At 68.9% G+C, this 17,708-nt stretch carries 17 protein-coding genes; 13 read left to right on the top strand and 4 right to left on the bottom strand.

Annotated elements, in window-relative coordinates:
- Positions 1-155 precede the first annotated feature (155 nt).
- Positions 156-842, top strand: a complete 687-nt coding sequence (locus ACWPXK_RS13100) for an NUDIX hydrolase (protein ID WP_454196317.1) — start codon at positions 156-158, stop codon at positions 840-842.
- Between the two features lie 210 nt (positions 843-1,052).
- Here the strand turns inward: ACWPXK_RS13100 and thiE are convergent, their stop codons facing one another.
- Positions 1,053-1,751 (bottom strand): thiamine phosphate synthase, encoded by a 699-nt coding sequence (thiE, locus tag ACWPXK_RS13095; RefSeq protein ID WP_454196316.1) that lies wholly within the window; start codon positions 1,749-1,751, stop codon positions 1,053-1,055.
- Between the two features lie 57 nt (positions 1,752-1,808).
- On the opposite strand from thiE, the gene thiO reads away from it, so the two are divergent.
- The 3 genes from thiO to thiG all read left to right on the top strand — a co-directional run bounded on the left by thiO (position 1,809) and on the right by thiG (position 3,881).
- The gene (thiO, locus tag ACWPXK_RS13090) at positions 1,809-2,882 is read left to right on the top strand and encodes a glycine oxidase ThiO (RefSeq protein ID WP_454196315.1); all 1,074 of its coding nucleotides are present in this window, start codon (positions 1,809-1,811) and stop codon (positions 2,880-2,882) included.
- Positions 2,879-3,097 (top strand): sulfur carrier protein ThiS, encoded by a 219-nt coding sequence (gene thiS / locus ACWPXK_RS13085; protein ID WP_454196314.1) that lies wholly within the window; start codon positions 2,879-2,881, stop codon positions 3,095-3,097. Before thiO ends, thiS begins: the two co-directional genes overlap by 4 nt.
- 79 nt (positions 3,098-3,176) lie before the next feature.
- Positions 3,177-3,881 (top strand): thiazole synthase, encoded by a 705-nt coding sequence (gene thiG, locus ACWPXK_RS13080; RefSeq protein WP_454196447.1) that lies wholly within the window; start codon positions 3,177-3,179, stop codon positions 3,879-3,881.
- A 102-nt stretch (positions 3,882-3,983) separates the two neighbouring features.
- Here thiG and ACWPXK_RS13075 read toward each other — a convergent pair whose 3' ends face one another.
- Positions 3,984-4,457, bottom strand: a complete 474-nt coding sequence (locus ACWPXK_RS13075) for a DUF6194 family protein (RefSeq protein ID WP_454196313.1) — start codon at positions 4,455-4,457, stop codon at positions 3,984-3,986.
- An 84-nt stretch (positions 4,458-4,541) separates the two neighbouring features.
- Here ACWPXK_RS13075 and ACWPXK_RS13070 point away from each other — a divergent pair, with 84 nt between their 5' ends.
- Positions 4,542-5,240, top strand: a complete 699-nt coding sequence (locus ACWPXK_RS13070) for a MerR family transcriptional regulator (RefSeq protein WP_454196446.1) — start codon at positions 4,542-4,544, stop codon at positions 5,238-5,240.
- Between the two features lie 156 nt (positions 5,241-5,396).
- Here ACWPXK_RS13070 and ACWPXK_RS13065 read toward each other — a convergent pair whose 3' ends face one another.
- Positions 5,397-6,278, bottom strand: coding sequence for an alpha/beta fold hydrolase (locus tag ACWPXK_RS13065; protein WP_454196312.1), 882 nt, complete (start codon positions 6,276-6,278; stop codon positions 5,397-5,399).
- Positions 6,279-6,636: 358 nt separating this feature from the next.
- On the opposite strand from ACWPXK_RS13065, the gene ACWPXK_RS13060 reads away from it, so the two are divergent.
- The 3 genes from ACWPXK_RS13060 (at position 6,637) to ACWPXK_RS13050 (ending at position 9,613) form a co-directional block, all read left to right on the top strand.
- Positions 6,637-7,581 carry an ABC transporter ATP-binding protein gene (locus ACWPXK_RS13060; protein WP_454196311.1) on the top strand — a complete coding sequence of 315 codons (945 nt, stop codon included), beginning with the start codon at positions 6,637-6,639 and terminating at the stop codon, positions 7,579-7,581.
- Complete coding sequence (locus ACWPXK_RS13055; RefSeq protein WP_454196310.1) at positions 7,581-8,342, top strand: ABC transporter permease; 762 nt, start codon at positions 7,581-7,583, stop codon at positions 8,340-8,342. Before ACWPXK_RS13060 ends, ACWPXK_RS13055 begins: the two co-directional genes overlap by 1 nt.
- A gap of 506 nt (positions 8,343-8,848) precedes the next feature.
- A complete protein-coding gene (locus ACWPXK_RS13050) occupies positions 8,849-9,613 on the top strand; it encodes an adenylate/guanylate cyclase domain-containing protein (RefSeq protein WP_454196445.1) in 765 nt (254 codons plus the stop codon).
- Here ACWPXK_RS13050 and ACWPXK_RS13045 read toward each other — a convergent pair.
- A complete protein-coding gene (locus ACWPXK_RS13045; protein ID WP_454196309.1) occupies positions 9,610-9,777 on the bottom strand; it encodes a hypothetical protein in 168 nt (55 codons plus the stop codon). The two genes, ACWPXK_RS13050 and ACWPXK_RS13045, sit on opposite strands and share 4 nt — an antisense overlap.
- Positions 9,778-9,970: 193 nt before the next feature.
- On the opposite strand from ACWPXK_RS13045, the gene ACWPXK_RS13040 reads away from it, so the two are divergent.
- From ACWPXK_RS13040 to ACWPXK_RS13020, 5 genes are all read left to right on the top strand, one after another.
- Positions 9,971-11,686, top strand: coding sequence for an acyclic terpene utilization AtuA family protein (locus tag ACWPXK_RS13040; protein ID WP_454196308.1), 1,716 nt, complete (start codon positions 9,971-9,973; stop codon positions 11,684-11,686).
- A gap of 70 nt (positions 11,687-11,756) precedes the next feature.
- Entirely contained in the window at positions 11,757-12,908 is a 1,152-nt protein-coding gene (locus ACWPXK_RS13035) for an acyl-CoA dehydrogenase family protein (RefSeq protein ID WP_454196307.1), read from the top strand.
- Positions 12,905-14,503, top strand: coding sequence for an acyl-CoA carboxylase subunit beta (locus ACWPXK_RS13030; protein ID WP_454196306.1), 1,599 nt, complete (start codon positions 12,905-12,907; stop codon positions 14,501-14,503). The genes ACWPXK_RS13035 and ACWPXK_RS13030 overlap by 4 nt, the downstream gene beginning before the upstream one ends.
- A gap of 8 nt (positions 14,504-14,511) precedes the next feature.
- Complete coding sequence (locus ACWPXK_RS13025; RefSeq protein ID WP_454196305.1) at positions 14,512-16,545, top strand: acetyl/propionyl/methylcrotonyl-CoA carboxylase subunit alpha; 2,034 nt, start codon at positions 14,512-14,514, stop codon at positions 16,543-16,545.
- Positions 16,545-17,705, top strand: coding sequence for an acyl-CoA dehydrogenase family protein (locus ACWPXK_RS13020; protein WP_454196304.1), 1,161 nt, complete (start codon positions 16,545-16,547; stop codon positions 17,703-17,705). The genes ACWPXK_RS13025 and ACWPXK_RS13020 overlap by 1 nt, the downstream gene beginning before the upstream one ends.
- The last annotated feature ends 3 nt before the right edge of the window (positions 17,706-17,708 follow it).

Here is a 17,708-nt window from a genome sequence, read left to right as displayed (position 1 = left end):
ATTTCACACGGCCGGACCGCATATTCGATCACTCCGCGCGTGTCGGTGCGGAGTTTATTGTGGTCGTACGAACGCCGCGGCGTGTTGAACACCCCCGGTTGGGAGCAAAGGGCGGGCGGGGGAGCACAGTCGTAGCTGGATGAGGATGGTACGAGATGCGTGGTGACGGCGACGGTTGGTCGCGTGGCCCGGACGGATTGCGGCACTGGGGCCGCTTCGGCGCCGCCGGATTGCTCCTGCGTGCTCCACTCACCGACGGCGGTTCGGCGGTGCTGCTGCAACACCGCGCCCCGTGGAGCCACCAGGGCGGGACCTGGGCATTGCCGGGCGGCGCGCGCGACAGTCACGAGACGCCCGAGCACGCGGCGGTCCGCGAGGCATGGGAGGAGGCGGGCATCGATCCCGCCGACGTCCGGGTGCGCGGCGCGCGCGTGACTGCCTCCGCCCTGAGTGGCTGGACCTACACCACGGTCGTCGCCGACGCGGTCATGACCCTCCCGACCATCGGCAACCGGGAGAGCACCGAGCTGGCCTGGGTTCCCGAACACGAGGTCGAGGCCCGTCCGCTGCACCCAGGTTTCGCCGCCTCCTGGCCCACCCTGCGCGCCGCGCCCGCCCGTGTGCTGCTCGCCGAGATCGACCACACGGTAGCCGCGGCGCTGCCCCGCACGATCGACCTCGCCGATCTGGGTTTCGTCTGGCTGCATTCGGATCCGCACGGACCGGGCGACTACGCCAGGATCGTCGATGAGTCCGGCGTTCCGACCGCCGAGCCGACCTCGAACGGGAACACCGCGGTGGACACCGCCCTGTCGTTCACCCGAGGACAGCTGCTTTCCTGACGCAGAAAAGGACGCAGCCGGACGGAGTCCGTCGTCAGCCCGCGCCGGGCCGAGCGGAGGCAGAGGCAGCCGCAGTAAGGGCGCTGCCGGACGGAGTCCGTCGTCAGCCCGCGCCGGGCCGAGCGGAGGCAGAGGCAGCCGCAGTAAGGGCGCTGCCGGACGGAGTCCGTCCATAGCCCGCGCCGGGCCGAGCGGAGGCGAGGCAGCCGCCTACGCGTTCGCCAGCAACGCCGTTTTCAGCTCCCGCGCCGCGGCTTCCGGATCCCGGGCCTCGGTGATCGCGCGCACCACGACGACCCGCGTCGCCCCGGCTTCCAGCACTTCCGGCAGGTTCTCGGCGTTGATCCCGCCGATCGCGAACCATGGCCGGGTCGGGTGGGCGTCCGCGGTCGAGCGGATCAACTCGGGTCCTGCCGCCTGCCTGCCCGGCTTGGTCGGGGTCGCCCAGATCGGTCCGGTGCAGAAGTAGTCGATGTGCTCGTCGATCGCGGCGAGCCCGGCCTGCGCGCGGTTGTGCGTGGATCGTCCGATCACCACGTCGGGGCCGAGAATCCGGCGCGCGTACCAGGGTGGGAGATCGCCCTGTCCGAGGTGCAGCACGTCAGCGCCCGACGCCAGCGCGATGTCCGCGCGATCGTTCACCGCGACGAGTGCGCCGTGCCTGCGCGCGGCCGCCTTCAATTCGGCGAGCGCGCCGAGTTCGGCCTTGGCCTCCAGGGGACCGAACTTCGCTTCGCCCGGCGAGCCCTTGTCTCTGAGCTGGATGATGTCGACTCCGCCCGCGAACGCCGCCTCGGCGAACCTGGCCAGATCGGCTTTTTCCCGGCGTGCGTCGGTGCAGAGATACAGCCGCGCGCGTGCCAGACGCTCCCGCGGCGAAGCGAGTCGGTTCGGGTGGGAGGGTTGCACGCCTTCGACGGTAGCCGCGCTACCGTGGGGATGCGAAATAGGAGGCAGGTGGAGCGGATGCGGACTCTGGCGGTCGTCGGTGGCGGCGCCATCGGGCTCGCCGTGGCCTGGCGGGCCGCCGAGGCCGGTTGGTCGGTCACCCTGCTGGATCCGGCGGTGGCCGGCGGCGCCTCGTGGGTGGCCGGGGGCATGCTCGCACCACTGTCGGAGGGCTGGCCGGGAGAGGACCGGGTGCTCGAGTTCGGCGCCGCCTCGCTGGCCCGCTGGCCGGAATTCGCCGCCCGGCTGGAAGCCGCGACGGGGGTCTCGGTCTTCGTCGCCGACGAGACCATGACCGTCGCGCTGGACGCGGCCGACGCCGCCGACCTGCGCACCGTCGCCGACTGGGTCGGCGGACGCGGCCATCAGCTGCGCATCCTGGATCGCGCCGGGGTTCGTGAGCTGGAACCCACGCTGGCCCGTTCGGTGCGCGCCGCGCTGCTCGCGCCCACCGAGCCCGCGATCGACAACCGCAAGCTGATCGCCGCGTTGCGTCAGGCGGCCGCGTCGGCGGGTGTGGTGGTGCGCGCCGAATCCGTAGACTCGCTGACGGACCTTCCGCACGACCAGATCGTGCTCGCGGCGGGCGCCGCGTCGGCCCAGCTGTGGCCCGGCTTGCCGGTCCGTCCGGTCAAGGGCGAGATCCTGCGCCTGCGGCAGCGGCCCGGCGTCGCTCCCGCGCCGCGACGGGTGATCCGAGCCCGAGTGCACGGCAGGCCGGTATATCTGGTGCCGCGGGCCGACGGGATCGTCGTCGGAGCCACCCAATACGAGGCGGGTTTCGATACCGCGGTCACCGTCGCCGGCGTTCGCGACCTGATCGCCGACGCGGAGGCGGTGTTCCCCGGCATCGGCGAATACGAGCTCGCGGAGGCCGCCGCCGGTTCCCGGCCGGGCAGCCCCGACAACCTGCCGCTGATCGGCCGGCTCACCGACCGGATCGTCGCGGCAACCGGGCACGGCCGCAACGGCATGCTGACCGTGCCGCTCACCGCGGACGCGGTGACGAGCCTGCTCGGCGGGGCAACGCTGCCCGAAGCGGAAGTCGCCGACCCGCAACGCTTTTCGACGACTGTAGGAGGAATACGATGACGCTGTCATCCGTCCCCATCGGTGTCACGGTGAACGGCGACGAGCACGAGTTCGCCGAACCGATCACCGTGCGCGAGCTGCTGGAACGCCTCGGCCTGCCGTGCAAGGGTGTCGCGCTCGCGGTGGACGGGGCGGTGTTCCCGAAGTCGCGCTGGGACGAACCGGTGGAGCGTGGCTGGCAGATCGAGGTGCTGACGGCGGTCCAAGGTGGCTGAGGAATCGGCCGCGTCGGGGCGCTCGGAGATCGACGCGCCGCTGCGGATCGCCGACCGCGCGTTCGGTTCCCGCCTGATCATGGGAACCGGCGGCGCGGAGAACCTCGCCGTGCTGGAGGAGGCGCTGATCGCCTCCGGCACCGAGCTGACCACCGTGGCCATGCGGCGGATCGACGCCGCGGGCGGCACCGGCGTGCTCGACCTGCTGAAGCGTTTGAACATCGCGCCGCTGCCGAACACGGCGGGCTGTCGCACCGCCGCCGAAGCGGTGCTCACCGCGCAGCTGGCGCGCGAGGCGCTGGACACCAACTGGGTGAAGCTCGAGGTGGTCGCCGACGAGCGCACCCTGCTGCCCGACCCGATCGAATTGCTCACCGCCGCCGAACAACTCGTCGACGACGGTTTCGTCGTGCTGCCCTACACCAACGACGACCCGATCCTGGCCCGCCGCTTGGAGGACGCGGGCTGCGCGGCGGTCATGCCCCTCGGCGCCCCCATCGGCACCGGCCTCGGCATCGGCAACCCGCACAACATCGAAATGATCGTCGCCGCCGCGAACGTCCCGGTCATCCTGGACGCGGGCATCGGCACCGCCAGCGACGCCGCCCTCGCCATGGAACTCGGCTGCTCGGCAGTCTTGCTCGCCACGGCCGTGACCAGGGCACGTCGCCCAGAGCTGATGGCAGCCGCGATGGCGGATGCGATCCGTGCCGGGTATTCGGCGCGGTTAGCCGGGCGCATTCCGAAGCGGTTCTGGGCTCAGGCGTCGTCTCCTGCGCTGTGAGGCGCACGCCAGGGGCGGAGCCCAGGTCAGTGCCCGAAACCTACGGCGAACTGGTCCAGTTCGGAGTAGTGCGCCCCTGGCAGTGAGCTTGCAGTTTCGTCATCAGCTGTGCGCTGATGCGGCGCGTCTCTCGTAGCGGGAGCGTGCGCGTTCATACGCTGTGCCGAGCAGTTCGCGGGTTACCTCAGCTGTGTGTCGGCCTGGGTTCACCACCGCGAGCCAGCCGGCGGAGCCGTACACGGGGTGGGCGATCACGGTGTCGGTGACGCTGGGGTCGATATCGACAGCTCGTTCGCGTGGTGCGTGGCCGGTCCAGTGGATGAAGGCTTCCTTTCCGGCGGCGATGTTGACGCGGAACGTATCCGGGCGGTCGAGGCGGGAGTTTTCGTCGCCCGGATAGTTCTTCGTCACGATCGTTGCGAAGGGCTGAGTTGCTTTCGGCACTTCTCCGCTCGGTGAGTAGTAGAAGTACGTGTCGCCCCAGCTGATCTCGGGTGAGCCGTCGCCGGGTTCCGGCTGGAGGGTCAGGACTCCGTCGAGGCGGGAAACGAAGCCGATGATCTCGTCGAGGGTCATGTGCTCCAGCGTGGCATTAAGGTGCTCGTGGAGACTTCGAGTCGAAAGACCAGGTGTGGAAGGGTGTCGACTCTCAACTCGTCCATGCGAACGGTCGATGTCGCGCGGCGTGCGGGCTACTCCGTACAGCAGATCCGTAACCTCGAACGTGACGGGGTACTGCCGACCGCGCTGCGCACAGCCGCGGGTTATCGCAGGTACGGCGAGATTCATTTGCGTTCCGCGCTGGCCTATCGGGCGCTGGCGGTGGGTGTTGGTCCCGTCGAGGCCAAGCGGATCGTTCGTGCGGTGCATGAGCGCCCGATCTCAGAGGTGCTCGCCCTGCTGGATGCGGCACACGCCCGGCTCGATCGGGAACGTGCGGACCTCGCGCTTGCCGAGCGGGCGGCCGAGGCGATCTCCGCGGAGCCGATCGAGGACGTGCGCGCGTCGGATTCGATGAGCGTGTCCGAACTCGCCGCCGCACTCGGAGTGCGCCCGTCGACCTTGCGGCATTGGGACGCCGAAGGGCTTGTCATTCCGGATCGCGTTGCCGCCCAGAAAACACGGCGGTACTCGCCGGACCAGGTTCGGGATGCGCGGATCGTCCACCAGTTGCGCGGTGCCGGATACCGCATCGACACTCTCCGGACCTTGATGCCGGACCTGCCGCGCGGACATCGATCCGACGATGTCGCAGCCGCGCTGGCAGCCCGTGACGCGAGCATCACGGCCCGCTCCCGCGCTCTGCTCGACGCCGCCGCCGCACTCAGTGCCGTGATCGCGCTTGCGGCAAGCCCCTGAACGACCTGCACCGGGACTCGGCACCGTCATCCACGCTCGACAATCATCCTGACTGGCACGGGAATCGCGAGACCAGCGCAGTTTCAGAACCCTTCCAGGCGCAGGCGCGTGAATGCGGAGGCGGCGCCCATGTCGCCCTGGACCGCGCGGGGTTTTTCAGGCGGCCGCCCAGGCGCGGATCGCGGCGACTATCTCGTCGGACGCATCTTCCTGAATGTAATGACCGGCGCCGACAAGAGGGACGGTGCGGTGTTGCGGGAACAGCTGCTCCCACCGGCGAAGTTCGGCGGCGCGGAAGGCGACATCCTTGGTCCCCCAGACGATCAGCGCGGGCCGGTCGGTCACAGTCGGTAGTTCGCGTTCGATATCGGCGAGCAGATCGCGGCTGGCGAGGATCTCACGGGGGAACACGTGCACCGGTTCGCGAGAGTCAGGGGTGGGAAAGGGGCCGCGGTAGGCGTTCATCACGGTCTCGTCCAGTTTCGTGCGCCGGACTCCGGCCGGGATGATGCGTTCGACGAAGAAATTGCGCTGCCGGATCAGCCAGCCACCGACCGGTCCGCCGAGAAAGCGCGAGAACGCTTGCGTTCCTAAGTCGGCTTTGGGCCAGGCCCAGGTGTTTCCGATGACGAAGGCGGCGAACCGGTCCGCGTGACGTATTGCGGTGGCGAACCCGATCGGGCCGCCCCAGTCCTGCACCATCAGGGTGATATCGCGCAGATCGAGCCACTGGACCAGTTGACCTACGATGTCGGCGTGCTCGGCGGGGGTGAAACGGTAACCCGGCGCTGCGGAGGACAGACCGAATCCGGGGTAGTCGACCGCGATGCAGCGGTAGCGGTCACGGAGGCCGATGACGATGTCGCGATAGAGGAACGACCAGGTGGGGTTGCCGTGCAACATCAGCAGTGGCGGCCCGTCGCCTTCATCGATGTAGTGGATCCTGACCCCGGTGAGGTCGAGGTAGTGGTCGGTGAAGGGGTAGAGCTGGTCGGGCACCCAAGACGGGCGGCGCGGTTGAGAGTCGGGTGCGGGCATGCCGACGATCCTCCTCACGGGTAGGTTCCGAGCTGGTAGAGGTTGAAACCGAAACGTCTGGTCCTGGTCTTCCGATGACTTCCACACCGCGTTCGACTGAAACTGCTCGTGCCCTGCGCGGATGGTCGAGGGGGGCTCGTCCACCCTCGGGACCACTGATTTCGTGCGCACTGGGTAACTCGCCGGGTACGCCTAGAACTGAAGCGCACCAAACGCAGGACCTGAACGCAAATCCGCGGCTCCCGACTTGTACGGCCTGAAGACCCGGAGAGGCGGGCGAGCCCTCATCCTCGAGGATGACCGAACTCGCCACTATTTACCGACGCGCGCCGCGCGGTTTTACGGAATGCTGGGCAGCATGATCGAGCTGAGAGGCCTGACCAAGCACTACGGGCAGACCGTCGCGGTGCAGGACCTGTCCTTCACCGTGCGACCGGGGCAGGTGACGGGCTTCCTTGGGCCGAACGGCGCGGGTAAGTCGACCACCATGCGGATGATCCTCGGGTTGGACAAGCCCACCGCGGGTACCGCGCTGATCGACGGCAAGCAGTACCACGAGCTGGACCATCCGCTGCGCGCCGTCGGCGCGCTGCTGGACGCCAAGTGGGTGCATCCGAACCGGTCCGCGCGCGCTCACCTGGAGTGGATGGCCGCGTCCAACGACATCCCCAAGTCCCGGGTGGAGGAGGTGCTGCGGCTGGTCGGCCTGTCGGAGGTGGCGGGCAAGTCCGCGGGCGGGTTCTCGCTCGGCATGTCGCAGCGGCTCGGTCTGGCCGGCGCGCTGCTGGGCGACCCGCAGGTGCTGCTGTTCGACGAGCCGGTCAACGGCCTCGATCCGGAGGGCATCCTGTGGATCCGCCGGTTCATGCAGCGACTGGCCGCCGAAGGCCGCACGGTGCTGGTCTCCAGCCATCTGCTCTCGGAGATGGCGCAGACCGCCGAGCACCTGGTCGTCATCGGCCGCGGCAAGCTCATCTCGGACTCGACCACGCAGGAGTTCATCGAGCGCGCGTCGGAGCAGTCGGTGCGGGTGCGCAGTCCACAGCTGGATCAGCTCCGCAGCGTGCTCACCTCGAACGGCATGACCGTCCGCGAAGACGGCGCTGGCGCCGACGGCCCTGCGCTCGTCGTCGCCGGCGTGACCAGTGACGCGGTCGGCAAGCTGGCCGCCGCGAACGAGATCACGCTGTTCGAGCTGGCCCCGCAGCGTGCCTCCCTGGAGGAGGCGTTCATGCGGATGACCGGCGGCGCCGTGCAGTACCACGGCGAAGGCTTCGACCAGGTGATGGGAGGCGCGCTCTGATGGGCGTACTGGCAGCGGAACGAATCAAGCTCACCTCGACCAGGTCGCCCTGGTGGTGCTCGGCGATCGTGGTGGCCCTGGCGCTCGGCATGGCCGCCCTGCTCGCCTGGGTGGCGCGGACCACCTACGGCGAGGAAGGCGCGATCGATATGACCGTCTCCACCGCGGTGGCCGGGATCAGCGGTTTCGGCGTCATGGTCCTGATGATCATGGCGACATTGACCGTGACCAGCGAATATCGCTTCGGCATCATCCGGACGACGTTCCAGGCCACTCCGCATCGGGACCGGGTCATCCTCACCAAGGCGGGGTTGGTCGGCGTGTACGGCGCGCTGCTGACCGCCGTTCTCGTGTTCCTCGCCTACCTGGTGGCCAAGGCGCTCAGCGGCCCGGAGGCGGGCGCGAGCCTGACCCTGTCCAGCGCGGAGGACTGGCGCGAGGTCTACGGCATCCCGATCTACGCCTTCCTGTGCATCATCCTCGCGGTCGGCGTCGGCGTGCTGGTGCGGCAGTCCGCCGCCGCGATCTCGTTGATCGTGCTGTGGCCGCTGCTCATCGAGGGCCTGCTGGGCGCGTTCGGCAGCTTCGGCCGCAATGTCACCCCATTCCTGCCCTTCGCGAACGCTAACCACTTCTTCAGCACGGCCCCGTCCACCGCCAACTGGCACTGGGGGCCCTGGGCGAGCTTGCTCTACTTCACCGCTTTCGTCGGCCTCGTCTTCGGTGCGGCCCTGATCTCGGCGAACCAGCGCGACGCGTAGCTACCCGAGTCGCTTTCCCTCGCCACTCGGGTTGGGGAGCGCCGACCTTGTCGGGAGGTCCGGTGCTCCGTCCACCGCCTGCCACTGCCCGGCGGACGGTGCGGCGATCGGCCCGGTGCGAATCTTCGCGCCGGGCCGATCGCCTGTGTACGGCCGCGTGTGAACATCCCGGAAACTATGCCGCCCGCCGGTTCCGAGACCTGTTCTCGGCCGAGTAGCCTCGATTCAGCAACCAGCTCGTTATCCATCGCGGGGCCCGACGACGTGCTCGCTGACGTTCACCGCGGAGGTGAGAGATGGCGATGATTGCTAACCGGCCGACGCCGGATCGGCTGAGATACCCTCGGGGCGTGAGCGAAACACCTTCCGGCGGCGCCGAGTCGGCGCCAGGACCGGAGGCCGATGGCGACATACCGCCCGAAATGGTCATCCCGTTGGAGCCGACCGACGAGTTCGACTCTTCCCGCCGTTCCGGCGGATCGCGGCGTGGCCAGCTGTCCGGGCTGATGAACGCCGCCAATCAGCGGGCCGATCTGATCGGTGTGCTGCGCAGGGCCCGTGAGCAGCTGCCAGGCGATCCTGCTTTCGGTGACCCGCTGTCGGTTTCGGGTCCTGGCGGTGCGCGGGCGGTCGCGCGAGCGGCCGACAAACTGGTGGGCGACGCCCCCAGCGCGGCCAGGGAAATAGGCTTCGGCGCCTTGCAGGTCTGGCAGGCGATGCTGGAGCGCGTGGGGCGCGGCAAAGGTAGCCAAGAGATAACTGTGATGTTCACCGATCTGGTGGCGTTCTCCCGGTGGTCGCTGTCGGCGGGTGACGAGGCCACCCTCGAACTGCTGCGCGAAGTTGCCAAGGCCATCGAGCCGCCGATCGGCGAGCGCGGCGGCCAGGTGGTCAAGCGCATGGGCGACGGCGTGATGGCGGTCTTCCCCTCGGCGGACCGGGCTGTGCGTGCCGCGGTGACCGCCAAGCGCAATCTCGCTGACGTGCAGGTCCGTGGCTATTGCCCGCGGATGCGTATCGGTTTGCACACCGGTTCTCCGCGCGAGATCGGCGGCGACTGGCTAGGTGTGGACGTGACGATCGCGGCCCGGGTGATGGAGGCGGGCGGCAACGGGCACACCATGCTGTCCGAAGCGACACTGCAAGCACTGCGGCCCGAGACGCTGGACGAGCTCGGTCTCGCGGTCAAGCCGTATCGCCGCAGCTTCTTCGCGGCGCCGCTCAATGGCGTTCCGGACGACCTGCGGATCTTCCGCCTGTCCAGGAACTAACCGAGCCACCAGGCCAGGGCGCCACCCGCCGCGAGAGCGGCGCAGACGGCCAGCGCGATGGACAGTGGGCGGGCGGTCTTCCACGTGGTGTATGCGCCGCCGGCCAGGAACCCGGCCAGGGCGAACAGAACGATCACGGTGACGTCGCTGGACACCGTGCTCATCTTGCTCCATGCGGCCAGGTCATCCCGTCGCGGGTGATGCGGACGCGGCGGGAGGTCGTTCAGTGTGCAATTAACAAGCACGCATGCTTGCTTTTTTCTAGCTCGAGTGTGATGCTGGTCGCGGAACGCGGACTCCACGGATGCGGCATGCGGCCCATCCTGACGGTTCGCCGCACAGGAGGCATTCCCGCAGATGAGTATGCTGGCCGCCGACCCGGACGTGCTCCGGATCGGCAACTGTTCCGGCTTCTACGGTGATCGGCTCGGTGCCATGCGCGAGATGCTCGAAGGCGGGCAGCTCGATGTGCTCACCGGCGACTATCTCGCCGAGCTGACCATGCTGATCCTCGGCCGCGACCGGATGAAGGACCCGAGCCTCGGCTACGCGAAGACCTTCGTCAAGCAGATCGAGGACTGCCTCGGGCTCGCGCTGGAACGCAAGGTGCGCATCGTCGCGAACGCGGGCGGCCTCAACCCGGCCGGTCTCGCGGAGAAACTGCGCAAGGTCGCCGCCGATCTCGGACTGGACGCGAAGATCGCGCACGTCGAGGGCGACGACCTGGTCGCGCGCGCGGGTGACCTCGGTTTCGGGGCGCCGCTCACCGCCAACGCCTACCTCGGCGCGTGGGGCATCGTGGAATGCCTGAACGCGGGCGCGGACATCGTCGTCACCGGACGGGTCACCGACGCGTCGGTGATCGTCGGCCCCGCTGCCGCGCACTTCGGTTGGGGCCGAACGGATTACGATCAGCTGGCGGGCGCGGTGGTGGCCGGGCACGTCATCGAGTGCGGCACTCAGGCCACCGGCGGCAACTACGCCTTCTTCACCGAACTCGCCGACCTCGGCAGGCCGGGCTTCCCCCTCGCCGAGATCCGCGCCGACGGAAGCAGCGTGATCACCAAGCACCAGGGCACGGGCGGCGCGGTCACTGTCGACACGGTCGAAGCCCAGTTGATGTACGAGATCCAGGGCGCCCGCTACGCCGGACCCGACGTGACCTCTCGCCTGGACACCATCCGGCTCGACCAGGACGGCCCGGACCGGGTGCTGATCAGCGGTGTCACCGGCGAGGCCCCGCCGCCCCGGCTCAAGGTCTCGCTGAACACCCTCGGCGGTTTCCGCAACGAGATGGAGTTCGTGCTCACCGGCTTGGACATCGAGGCGAAGGCCGAACTGGCGCGACGGCAGCTGGAGTCCTGGCTGCCGACCCGTCCCGCGGAGCTGACCTGGACGCTGGCCCGCCTGGATCGGCCGGACGCCGAGACCGAAGAGCAGGCGAGTGCGCTGCTGCGCTGCGTTGTCCGCGACCCCGATCCGAACAAGGTCGGCCGCGCGTTCTCCAACGTGGCGGTGGAGCTGGCATTGGCCAGTTATCCGGGATGCAGCTTTACGACCCTGCCGGGCAACGGATCTCCGTACGGCGTGTTCACCCCTGGGTTCGTCGACGCCGCTGAGGTGCCGCACATGGCGGTGCTTCCGGACGGCACCCGTGTCGATATAGCGCCGTCCACCGACACAGCCGAACTCGCCGAGGTCGCCGAGCCGCCCGCGCCCGAGCCGCTGTCTGCCGGGGAGACCCGCCGCGTTCCGCTGGGCACGATCGCCCTGGCGCGGAGCGGGGACAAAGGCGCAGATGCGAACGTCGGTGTATGGGTGCGCACCGACGAGCAATGGCGCTGGCTGGTGCACACGCTCACCGTGGCGCGCGTCAAAGAGCTGCTTCCGGAGGCGGCTCCGCTCACCGTCACCCGGCACGTCCTGCCCAACTTGCGGGCGCTGAACTTCATCATCGAAGGCCTGCTCGGTCGAGGGGTGGCCTACCAGGCCCGCTTCGACCCGCAGGCCAAGGGACTCGGCGAATGGCTGCGGTCCCGTCACCTCGACATTCCCGTGGAGCTGTTCGCATGACCGGTCAGGCACGGAGACGGCAGCTCGCGTCACCACGCAGGGCCGCCGGTCATGCGAGAAAGGACACCGCATGACCAAACCCTGGGACACGCCGGAACGACGCGAATTACGTTCCACGGTCCGTGGATTCGTGGAACGCGAGATCCTGCCGTACCTGGACGGCTGGGAGCGCGCCGGAGAGATCCCGCGCGGATTGCACAAGAAGGCGGGCGAGCTCGGCCTGCTCGGCGTGCAGTTCCCGGAATCCGCGGGCGGTTCCGGTGGCGACGGCGTGGACGCGATGATCGTCTGCGAGGAGATGCACCAGGCCGGAGCGTCCGGCGGGCTGTTCGCGTCGCTGTTCACCTGCGGCATCTCCGTGCCGCACATCATCGCCTCGGGCAACGCCGAGCAGATCGAGCGCTGGGTGAAGCCAACCCTCGCGGGCGAGAAGATCGGCTCGCTCGCGATCACCGAGCCCGGTGGCGGCTCCGACGTCGGACACCTCACCACCACCGCCCGCCGCGACGGCGACCACTACGTCGTCAACGGCGCCAAGACCTACATCACCTCCGGCGTCCGCGCCGACTTCGTGGTCACCGCGGTGCGCACCGGAGGCCCGGGCGCCGCTGGCATCTCGCTGCTGGTCATCGACAAGGACGCGCCCGGCTTCACGGTCAGCCGGAAGCTGGACAAGATGGGCTGGCTCGCCTCCGACACCGCCGAGCTGTCCTACGTGGACGTCCGGGTACCGGCGGAGAACCTGATCGGCCCGGAGAACTCCGGCTTCCACCAGATCGCGGGCGCGTTCGTCAGCGAACGCGTCGGCCTCGCGGTGCAGGCGTATTCGAGCGCGCAGCGCTGCCTGGACCTCACCCTGGAGTGGGTGCGCAACCGCGAGACCTTCGGCCGCCCGCTGATCAGCAGACAGGCGGTGCAGAACACGGTCACCGAGATGGCGCGGCGCATCGACGTCGCCCGGGTCTACACCCGAGACGTGGTGCAGCGCAGCGCCGAAGGCGAGACCGACCTGATCGCCGAGGTGTGCTTCGCCAAGAACACCGCGGTGGAGGCGGGCGAGTGGGTGGCCAACCAGGCCGTCCAGCTCTTCGGCGGCCTCGGCTACATGCGCGAATCCGAGATCGAGCGCCAGTACCGGGACATGCGCATCCTCGGGATCGGCGGCGGAACGACGGAAATCCTGACCGGACTGGCGGCGAAGCGATTGGGGTACCAGTCATGACCATCTTGCGAAGCACCCTGGATACCGGGTCGCCCGAGTACGCCGCGGCTGCGGAAGCCATGAGCGCCAAGCTCGTCGAGGTCGAGGCCGAGTTCGCCAAAGCCATCGCGGGCGGCGGGCCGGACAAGCTGGCCCGGCACCGCAAGCGCGGCAAGCTGACCGCCCGCGAGCGCATCGAACTGCTCGTCGACGAGGACTCGCCGTTCCTGGAGCTGTGCCCGCTGGCGGGCTGGGGCAGCGAATTCCACGTCGGCGCGAGCACCATCGCGGGCATCGGGGTCGTGGAGGGCGTCGAGTGCATGATCGTCGCGCCGGACCCGACTGTGCGCGGCGGCACCTCGAACCCGTGGACCCTGCGCAAGACCCTGCGCATCAACGACATCGTGCGGGAGAACCGGCTCCCGGTGATCTCGCTGGTGGAATCCGGCGGCGCGGATCTGCCCACGCAGAAAGAGGTCTTCGTCCCGGGTGGGCGGATGTTCCGCGATCTCACCCAGGCGTCGGCGGCGGGCATTCCGACCATCGCGCTGGTGTTCGGCAACTCCACCGCGGGCGGCGCCTACATCCCCGGCATGTCCGATCACGTGGTGATGATCAAGGAACGCTCCAAGGTGTTCCTAGGCGGACCGCCGCTGGTCAAGATGGCCACCGGTGAGGAGTCCGACGACGAATCCCTCGGCGGCGCCGACATGCACGCGCGGATCTCCGGCCTCGCCGACTACTACGCGGTGGACGAGCAGGACGCGATCCGCATCGGCCGTTCCATCGTCAAGCGGCTGAACTGGCGCAAGCGGGGTCCCGCGCCGCGGGCCGAGGTGATCGAGCCGCTGTACGACCCCGAGGACCTGCTCGGCATCGTGCCGTCGGACCTGAAGATACCGTTCGACCCGCGCGAGGTGATCGCGCGCATCGTGGACGGCTCGGATTTCGACGAGTTCAAACCGCTCTACGGCAGCAGCCTGGTCACCGGTTGGGCCGAGCTGCACGGGTACCCGATCGGCATCCTGGCGAACGCGCGCGGCGTGCTGTTCTCCGAGGAGTCGCAGAAGGCCACCCAGTTCATCCAGCTGGCCAACAAGACCGACACCCCGCTGCTCTTCCTGCACAACACCACCGGCTACATGGTCGGCAAGGAGTACGAGCAGAAGGGCATCATCAAGCACGGCGCGATGATGATCAACGCGGTGTCCAACTCGAAGGTGCCGCACATCTCGGTGCTGATGGGCGCGTCCTACGGCGCGGGCCACTACGGCATGTGCGGCCGGGCCTACGACCCGCGTTTCGTCTTCGCTTGGCCCAGTGCGAAATCCGCGGTCATGGGCGGGGCGCAGCTGGCGGGCGTCATCTCGATCGTCAGCCGCGCTGCCGCCGAGGCGAAGGGGTTGCCGTTCGACGAGGAGGCCGACGCCGGGATGCGTGCCATGGTGGAGGCGCAGATCGAGGCCGAGTCGCTGGCGATGTTCATGTCCGGGCGGCTCTACGACGACGGCGTCATCGACCCGCGTGATACCCGCACGGTATTGGGAATGTCCTTGTCGGCCATTCACAATGCCCCGATCAAGGGCGCCGAAGGCTTCGGCGTCTTCCGAATGTGAGGCGCGCCGTGTCCAATTCTTCCATCGCTCCGCCGGTCACGAACGTCCTCGTCGCCAACCGCGGCGAAATCGCGCGCCGGGTCTTCGCCACCTGCCGCCGCATGGGCTTGGGCACCGTCGCGGTGTACTCGGACGCGGATGCCGCCGCGCCGCACGTCACCGAGGCGGACGCCGCCGTGCGCCTGCCCGGCAATTCCCCCGCGGAGACTTACCTGCGCGGTGAGCTGATCATCGAGGCCGCGCTCGCCACCGGCGCCGACGCCATCCACCCCGGATACGGATTCCTTTCCGAGAACGCCGAATTCGCCAAAGCGGTGCTCGACGCCGGGCTGGTCTGGATCGGTCCGCCCGTCGAGGCGATCGAGCAGATGGGCTCGAAGGTCGCCGCGAAGAAGATGATGGACGCCGCCGGTGTCCCCGTGCTCGCCGAGCTGGACCCGGCCGAGGTCACCGAGGAGCATCTGCCGGTGCTGATCAAGGCGTCCGCGGGCGGCGGCGGCCGGGGCATGCGGGTGGTGCGCGAGCTCGCCGACTTGGCGCCGCAGATCGACGCGGCCCGCCGGGAAGCGGAATCCGCGTTCGGCGATCCGACGGTGTTCTGCGAGCGTTACCTGGAGACCGGCCGGCACATCGAGGTACAGGTCATGGCCGACGCCTACGGCACGATCTGGGCGGTGGGCGAGCGCGAGTGCTCCATCCAGCGCCGCCACCAGAAGGTGATCGAGGAGGCGCCCTCGCCGCTGGTGGAGCGCACCGAGGGCATGCGGGCGCGGCTGTTCGATGCGGCCCGTCTGGCGGCGGGCGCGATCGGCTACACCGGCGCGGGCACCGTCGAGTTCCTCGCCGACGAGCAGGGCGAGTTCTTCTTCCTGGAGATGAACACCCGGCTGCAAGTGGAGCACCCGGTCACCGAATGCACCACCGGACTGGATCTGGTCCGGTTGCAACTGGATATCGCCGCTGGTGGCGCCTTGGCCGCCGAACCGCCCGCGATGCACGGGCATTCGATCGAGGTCCGGCTCTATGCCGAGGATCCCGCGCACGACTGGCAGCCGCAGAGCGGAACGGTGCACCGGATCGAGATTCCTTCGGTGCGCGCCGAATTCGATCTGCTCGACCGCCCCGGCGTGCGCCTCGACACGGGCGTGGTGAACGGTTCGATGGTCGGCGTGCACTACGACCCGATGCTGGCGAAGGTCATCTCGTACGCTGAAAATCGAAGTGCGGCAGCGCGATTGCTGGCCGTAGCACTGCACCGGGCGAAAATCCACGGTCTGGTCACCAACCGAGACTTGCTGGTACGGGTGCTGCGTCATCCGGCGTTCTTGGCCGGTGACACCGACACCGCGTTCTTCGAGACGCACGGCTTGGTTGCCCTCGCCGCGCCGCTGATGTCGGAATCCGACGAGTCGTTGTCGATCGTGGCCGCCGCACTCGCCGATGCCGCGGCGAACCGCGCCGGCGCGCGGGTGGGCGGTGGGCTGCCCAGCGGATGGCGGAACCTGCCGGCGCAGTCGCAGCGCAAGTCCTACGAGAGCCGTACCACCGGGACGCATGAGGTGGGCTACCGGTTCGGCCGGACCGGTCTCACGGTGGACGGTCACGACGGGCTGGGCCTCGTCGAATCGGCACCGGATCACGTCGTGCTGTCGGTTCCGGGTGAGCGCGGTCCGGTGCGCAGGCAGTTCGAGGTCGCGCGCTACGGCGACCAGGTCTACGTCGACTCGCCGCTCGGCCCGGTGGCCCTGCGCAGGCTGCCCCGGTTCAGCGATCCGGCCGACCAGGTGGCCACCGGCTCGCTGCTGGCCCCCATGCCGGGCAGCGTGATCCGGCTCGGGGCCGAACTCGGCAGCCACGTCGAACAGGGTCAGCCGATCCTGTGGCTGGAAGCGATGAAGATGGAGCACACCATCGCCGCGCCCACCGCGGGCGTCCTCAGCGCCGTCAACGTCACCGTCGGCCAGCAGGTCGACGTCGGCGCCGTGCTCGCGGTCGTCGAACCCGCCTCGAACGACGAGACCAACGAAGTACAGGAGAACTGATGAGTTTCATCGAAACCGACGAGCAGAAGGCGCTGCGGGCCGCCGTCGCCGCGCTGGCCGCGAAGTACAACTACCGCGACTACGTGCTGCCGAAGGCGCGGAAGAACGAGCCGCTCGACGAATTGTGGGAAGAGGCGGGCAAACTCGGGTTTCTCGGGGTGAACCTGCCGGAGGAATACGGTGGCGGCGGCGCGGGCATGTACGAGCTGTCGCTGGTGATGGAGGAGCTGTCCGCGCAGGGCGCCGGCCTGCTGCTCATGGTCGTCTCCCCGGCCATCTGCGGCACCATCATCACCAGGTACGGCACCGACGAGCAGAAGCAGGAATGGCTGCCCAAGCTCGCCGACGGCTCCGGCAAGATGGTCTTCGGCATCACCGAGCCGGACGCGGGCTCCAACTCCCACCAGATCACCACCACCGCCCGCCGCGACGGCGACGACTGGATCCTCAACGGCCGCAAGATCTTCATCTCGGGCGTGGACCAAGCCGAGGCGGTGCTGATCGTGTCCCGCACCGCGGACCACAAGAGCGGCAAGCTCAAGCCTGCCCTGTTCATCGTGCCGACCGACGCCGAAGGCTTCACCAAGACGGCGCAGGAGATGGACATCATCGAGCCCGACCACCAGTACAGCCTGTTCCTCGACGACGTCCGGCTGCCCTCGACCGCGCTGGTCGGCAAGGAGGACGCGGCACTGATGCAGCTGTTCGCCGGCCTGAACCCGGAGCGCATCATGGGCGCGGCCATGGCCATCGGCCTCGGCCGCTACGCCATCGACCGCGCCGTGGAATACGCCAGGGAGCGCACGGTGTGGAAGACGCCGATCGGCGCCCACCAAGGCATTTCGCATCCGCTCGCGCAGGTGAAGGTCGAACTGGAACTGGCCAAGCTGATGATGCAGAAGGCCGCGACCCTCTACGACGCCGGTGACGAGATGGGCGCCGCCGAGGCCGCCAACATGGCGAAATACGCGGCGGCGGAGGTCAGCATCAAGGCGCTCGACCAGGCCATCCAGACGCACGGCGGCTCCGGCCTGACCAGGGACGTGGGGCTGGCCGCCATGCTGGCCGCCGCGCGGATCGGCCGCATCGCGCCGGTCAGCCGGGAGATGGTGCTGAACTTCGTCGCCCAGCACTCGCTGGGCCTGCCGAAGTCGTACTGAGAG

This window comes from Nocardia sp. Marseille-Q1738, assembly GCF_965283145.1.
Note: the sequence above shows the minus strand (reverse complement) of the source record. Positions and strands in the feature narration are given on the sequence as shown.

Coding starts and splice junctions, on each gene's coding strand:
- ACWPXK_RS13075 (WP_454196313.1), bottom strand. CDS start 4,457: ATGACCCTCGACGAGATCATCGGCTTCGTTTCCCGCCTCGACGGAGTC.
- ACWPXK_RS13100 (WP_454196317.1), top strand. CDS start 156: ATGCGTGGTGACGGCGACGGTTGGTCGCGTGGCCCGGACGGATTGCGG.
- ACWPXK_RS13035 (WP_454196307.1), top strand. CDS start 11,757: ATGACCAAACCCTGGGACACGCCGGAACGACGCGAATTACGTTCCACG.
- ACWPXK_RS13050 (WP_454196445.1), top strand. CDS start 8,849: ATGAACGCCGCCAATCAGCGGGCCGATCTGATCGGTGTGCTGCGCAGG.
- ACWPXK_RS13065 (WP_454196312.1), bottom strand. CDS start 6,278: ATGCCCGCACCCGACTCTCAACCGCGCCGCCCGTCTTGGGTGCCCGAC.
- thiG (WP_454196447.1), top strand. CDS start 3,177: ATGGGAACCGGCGGCGCGGAGAACCTCGCCGTGCTGGAGGAGGCGCTG.
- thiO (WP_454196315.1), top strand. CDS start 1,809: ATGCGGACTCTGGCGGTCGTCGGTGGCGGCGCCATCGGGCTCGCCGTG.
- ACWPXK_RS13055 (WP_454196310.1), top strand. CDS start 7,581: ATGGGCGTACTGGCAGCGGAACGAATCAAGCTCACCTCGACCAGGTCG.
- ACWPXK_RS13040 (WP_454196308.1), top strand. CDS start 9,971: ATGAGTATGCTGGCCGCCGACCCGGACGTGCTCCGGATCGGCAACTGT.
- thiS (WP_454196314.1), top strand. CDS start 2,879: ATGACGCTGTCATCCGTCCCCATCGGTGTCACGGTGAACGGCGACGAG.
- ACWPXK_RS13020 (WP_454196304.1), top strand. CDS start 16,545: ATGAGTTTCATCGAAACCGACGAGCAGAAGGCGCTGCGGGCCGCCGTC.
- ACWPXK_RS13070 (WP_454196446.1), top strand. CDS start 4,542: ATGCGAACGGTCGATGTCGCGCGGCGTGCGGGCTACTCCGTACAGCAG.
- ACWPXK_RS13045 (WP_454196309.1), bottom strand. CDS start 9,777: ATGAGCACGGTGTCCAGCGACGTCACCGTGATCGTTCTGTTCGCCCTG.
- ACWPXK_RS13030 (WP_454196306.1), top strand. CDS start 12,905: ATGACCATCTTGCGAAGCACCCTGGATACCGGGTCGCCCGAGTACGCC.
- ACWPXK_RS13060 (WP_454196311.1), top strand. CDS start 6,637: ATGATCGAGCTGAGAGGCCTGACCAAGCACTACGGGCAGACCGTCGCG.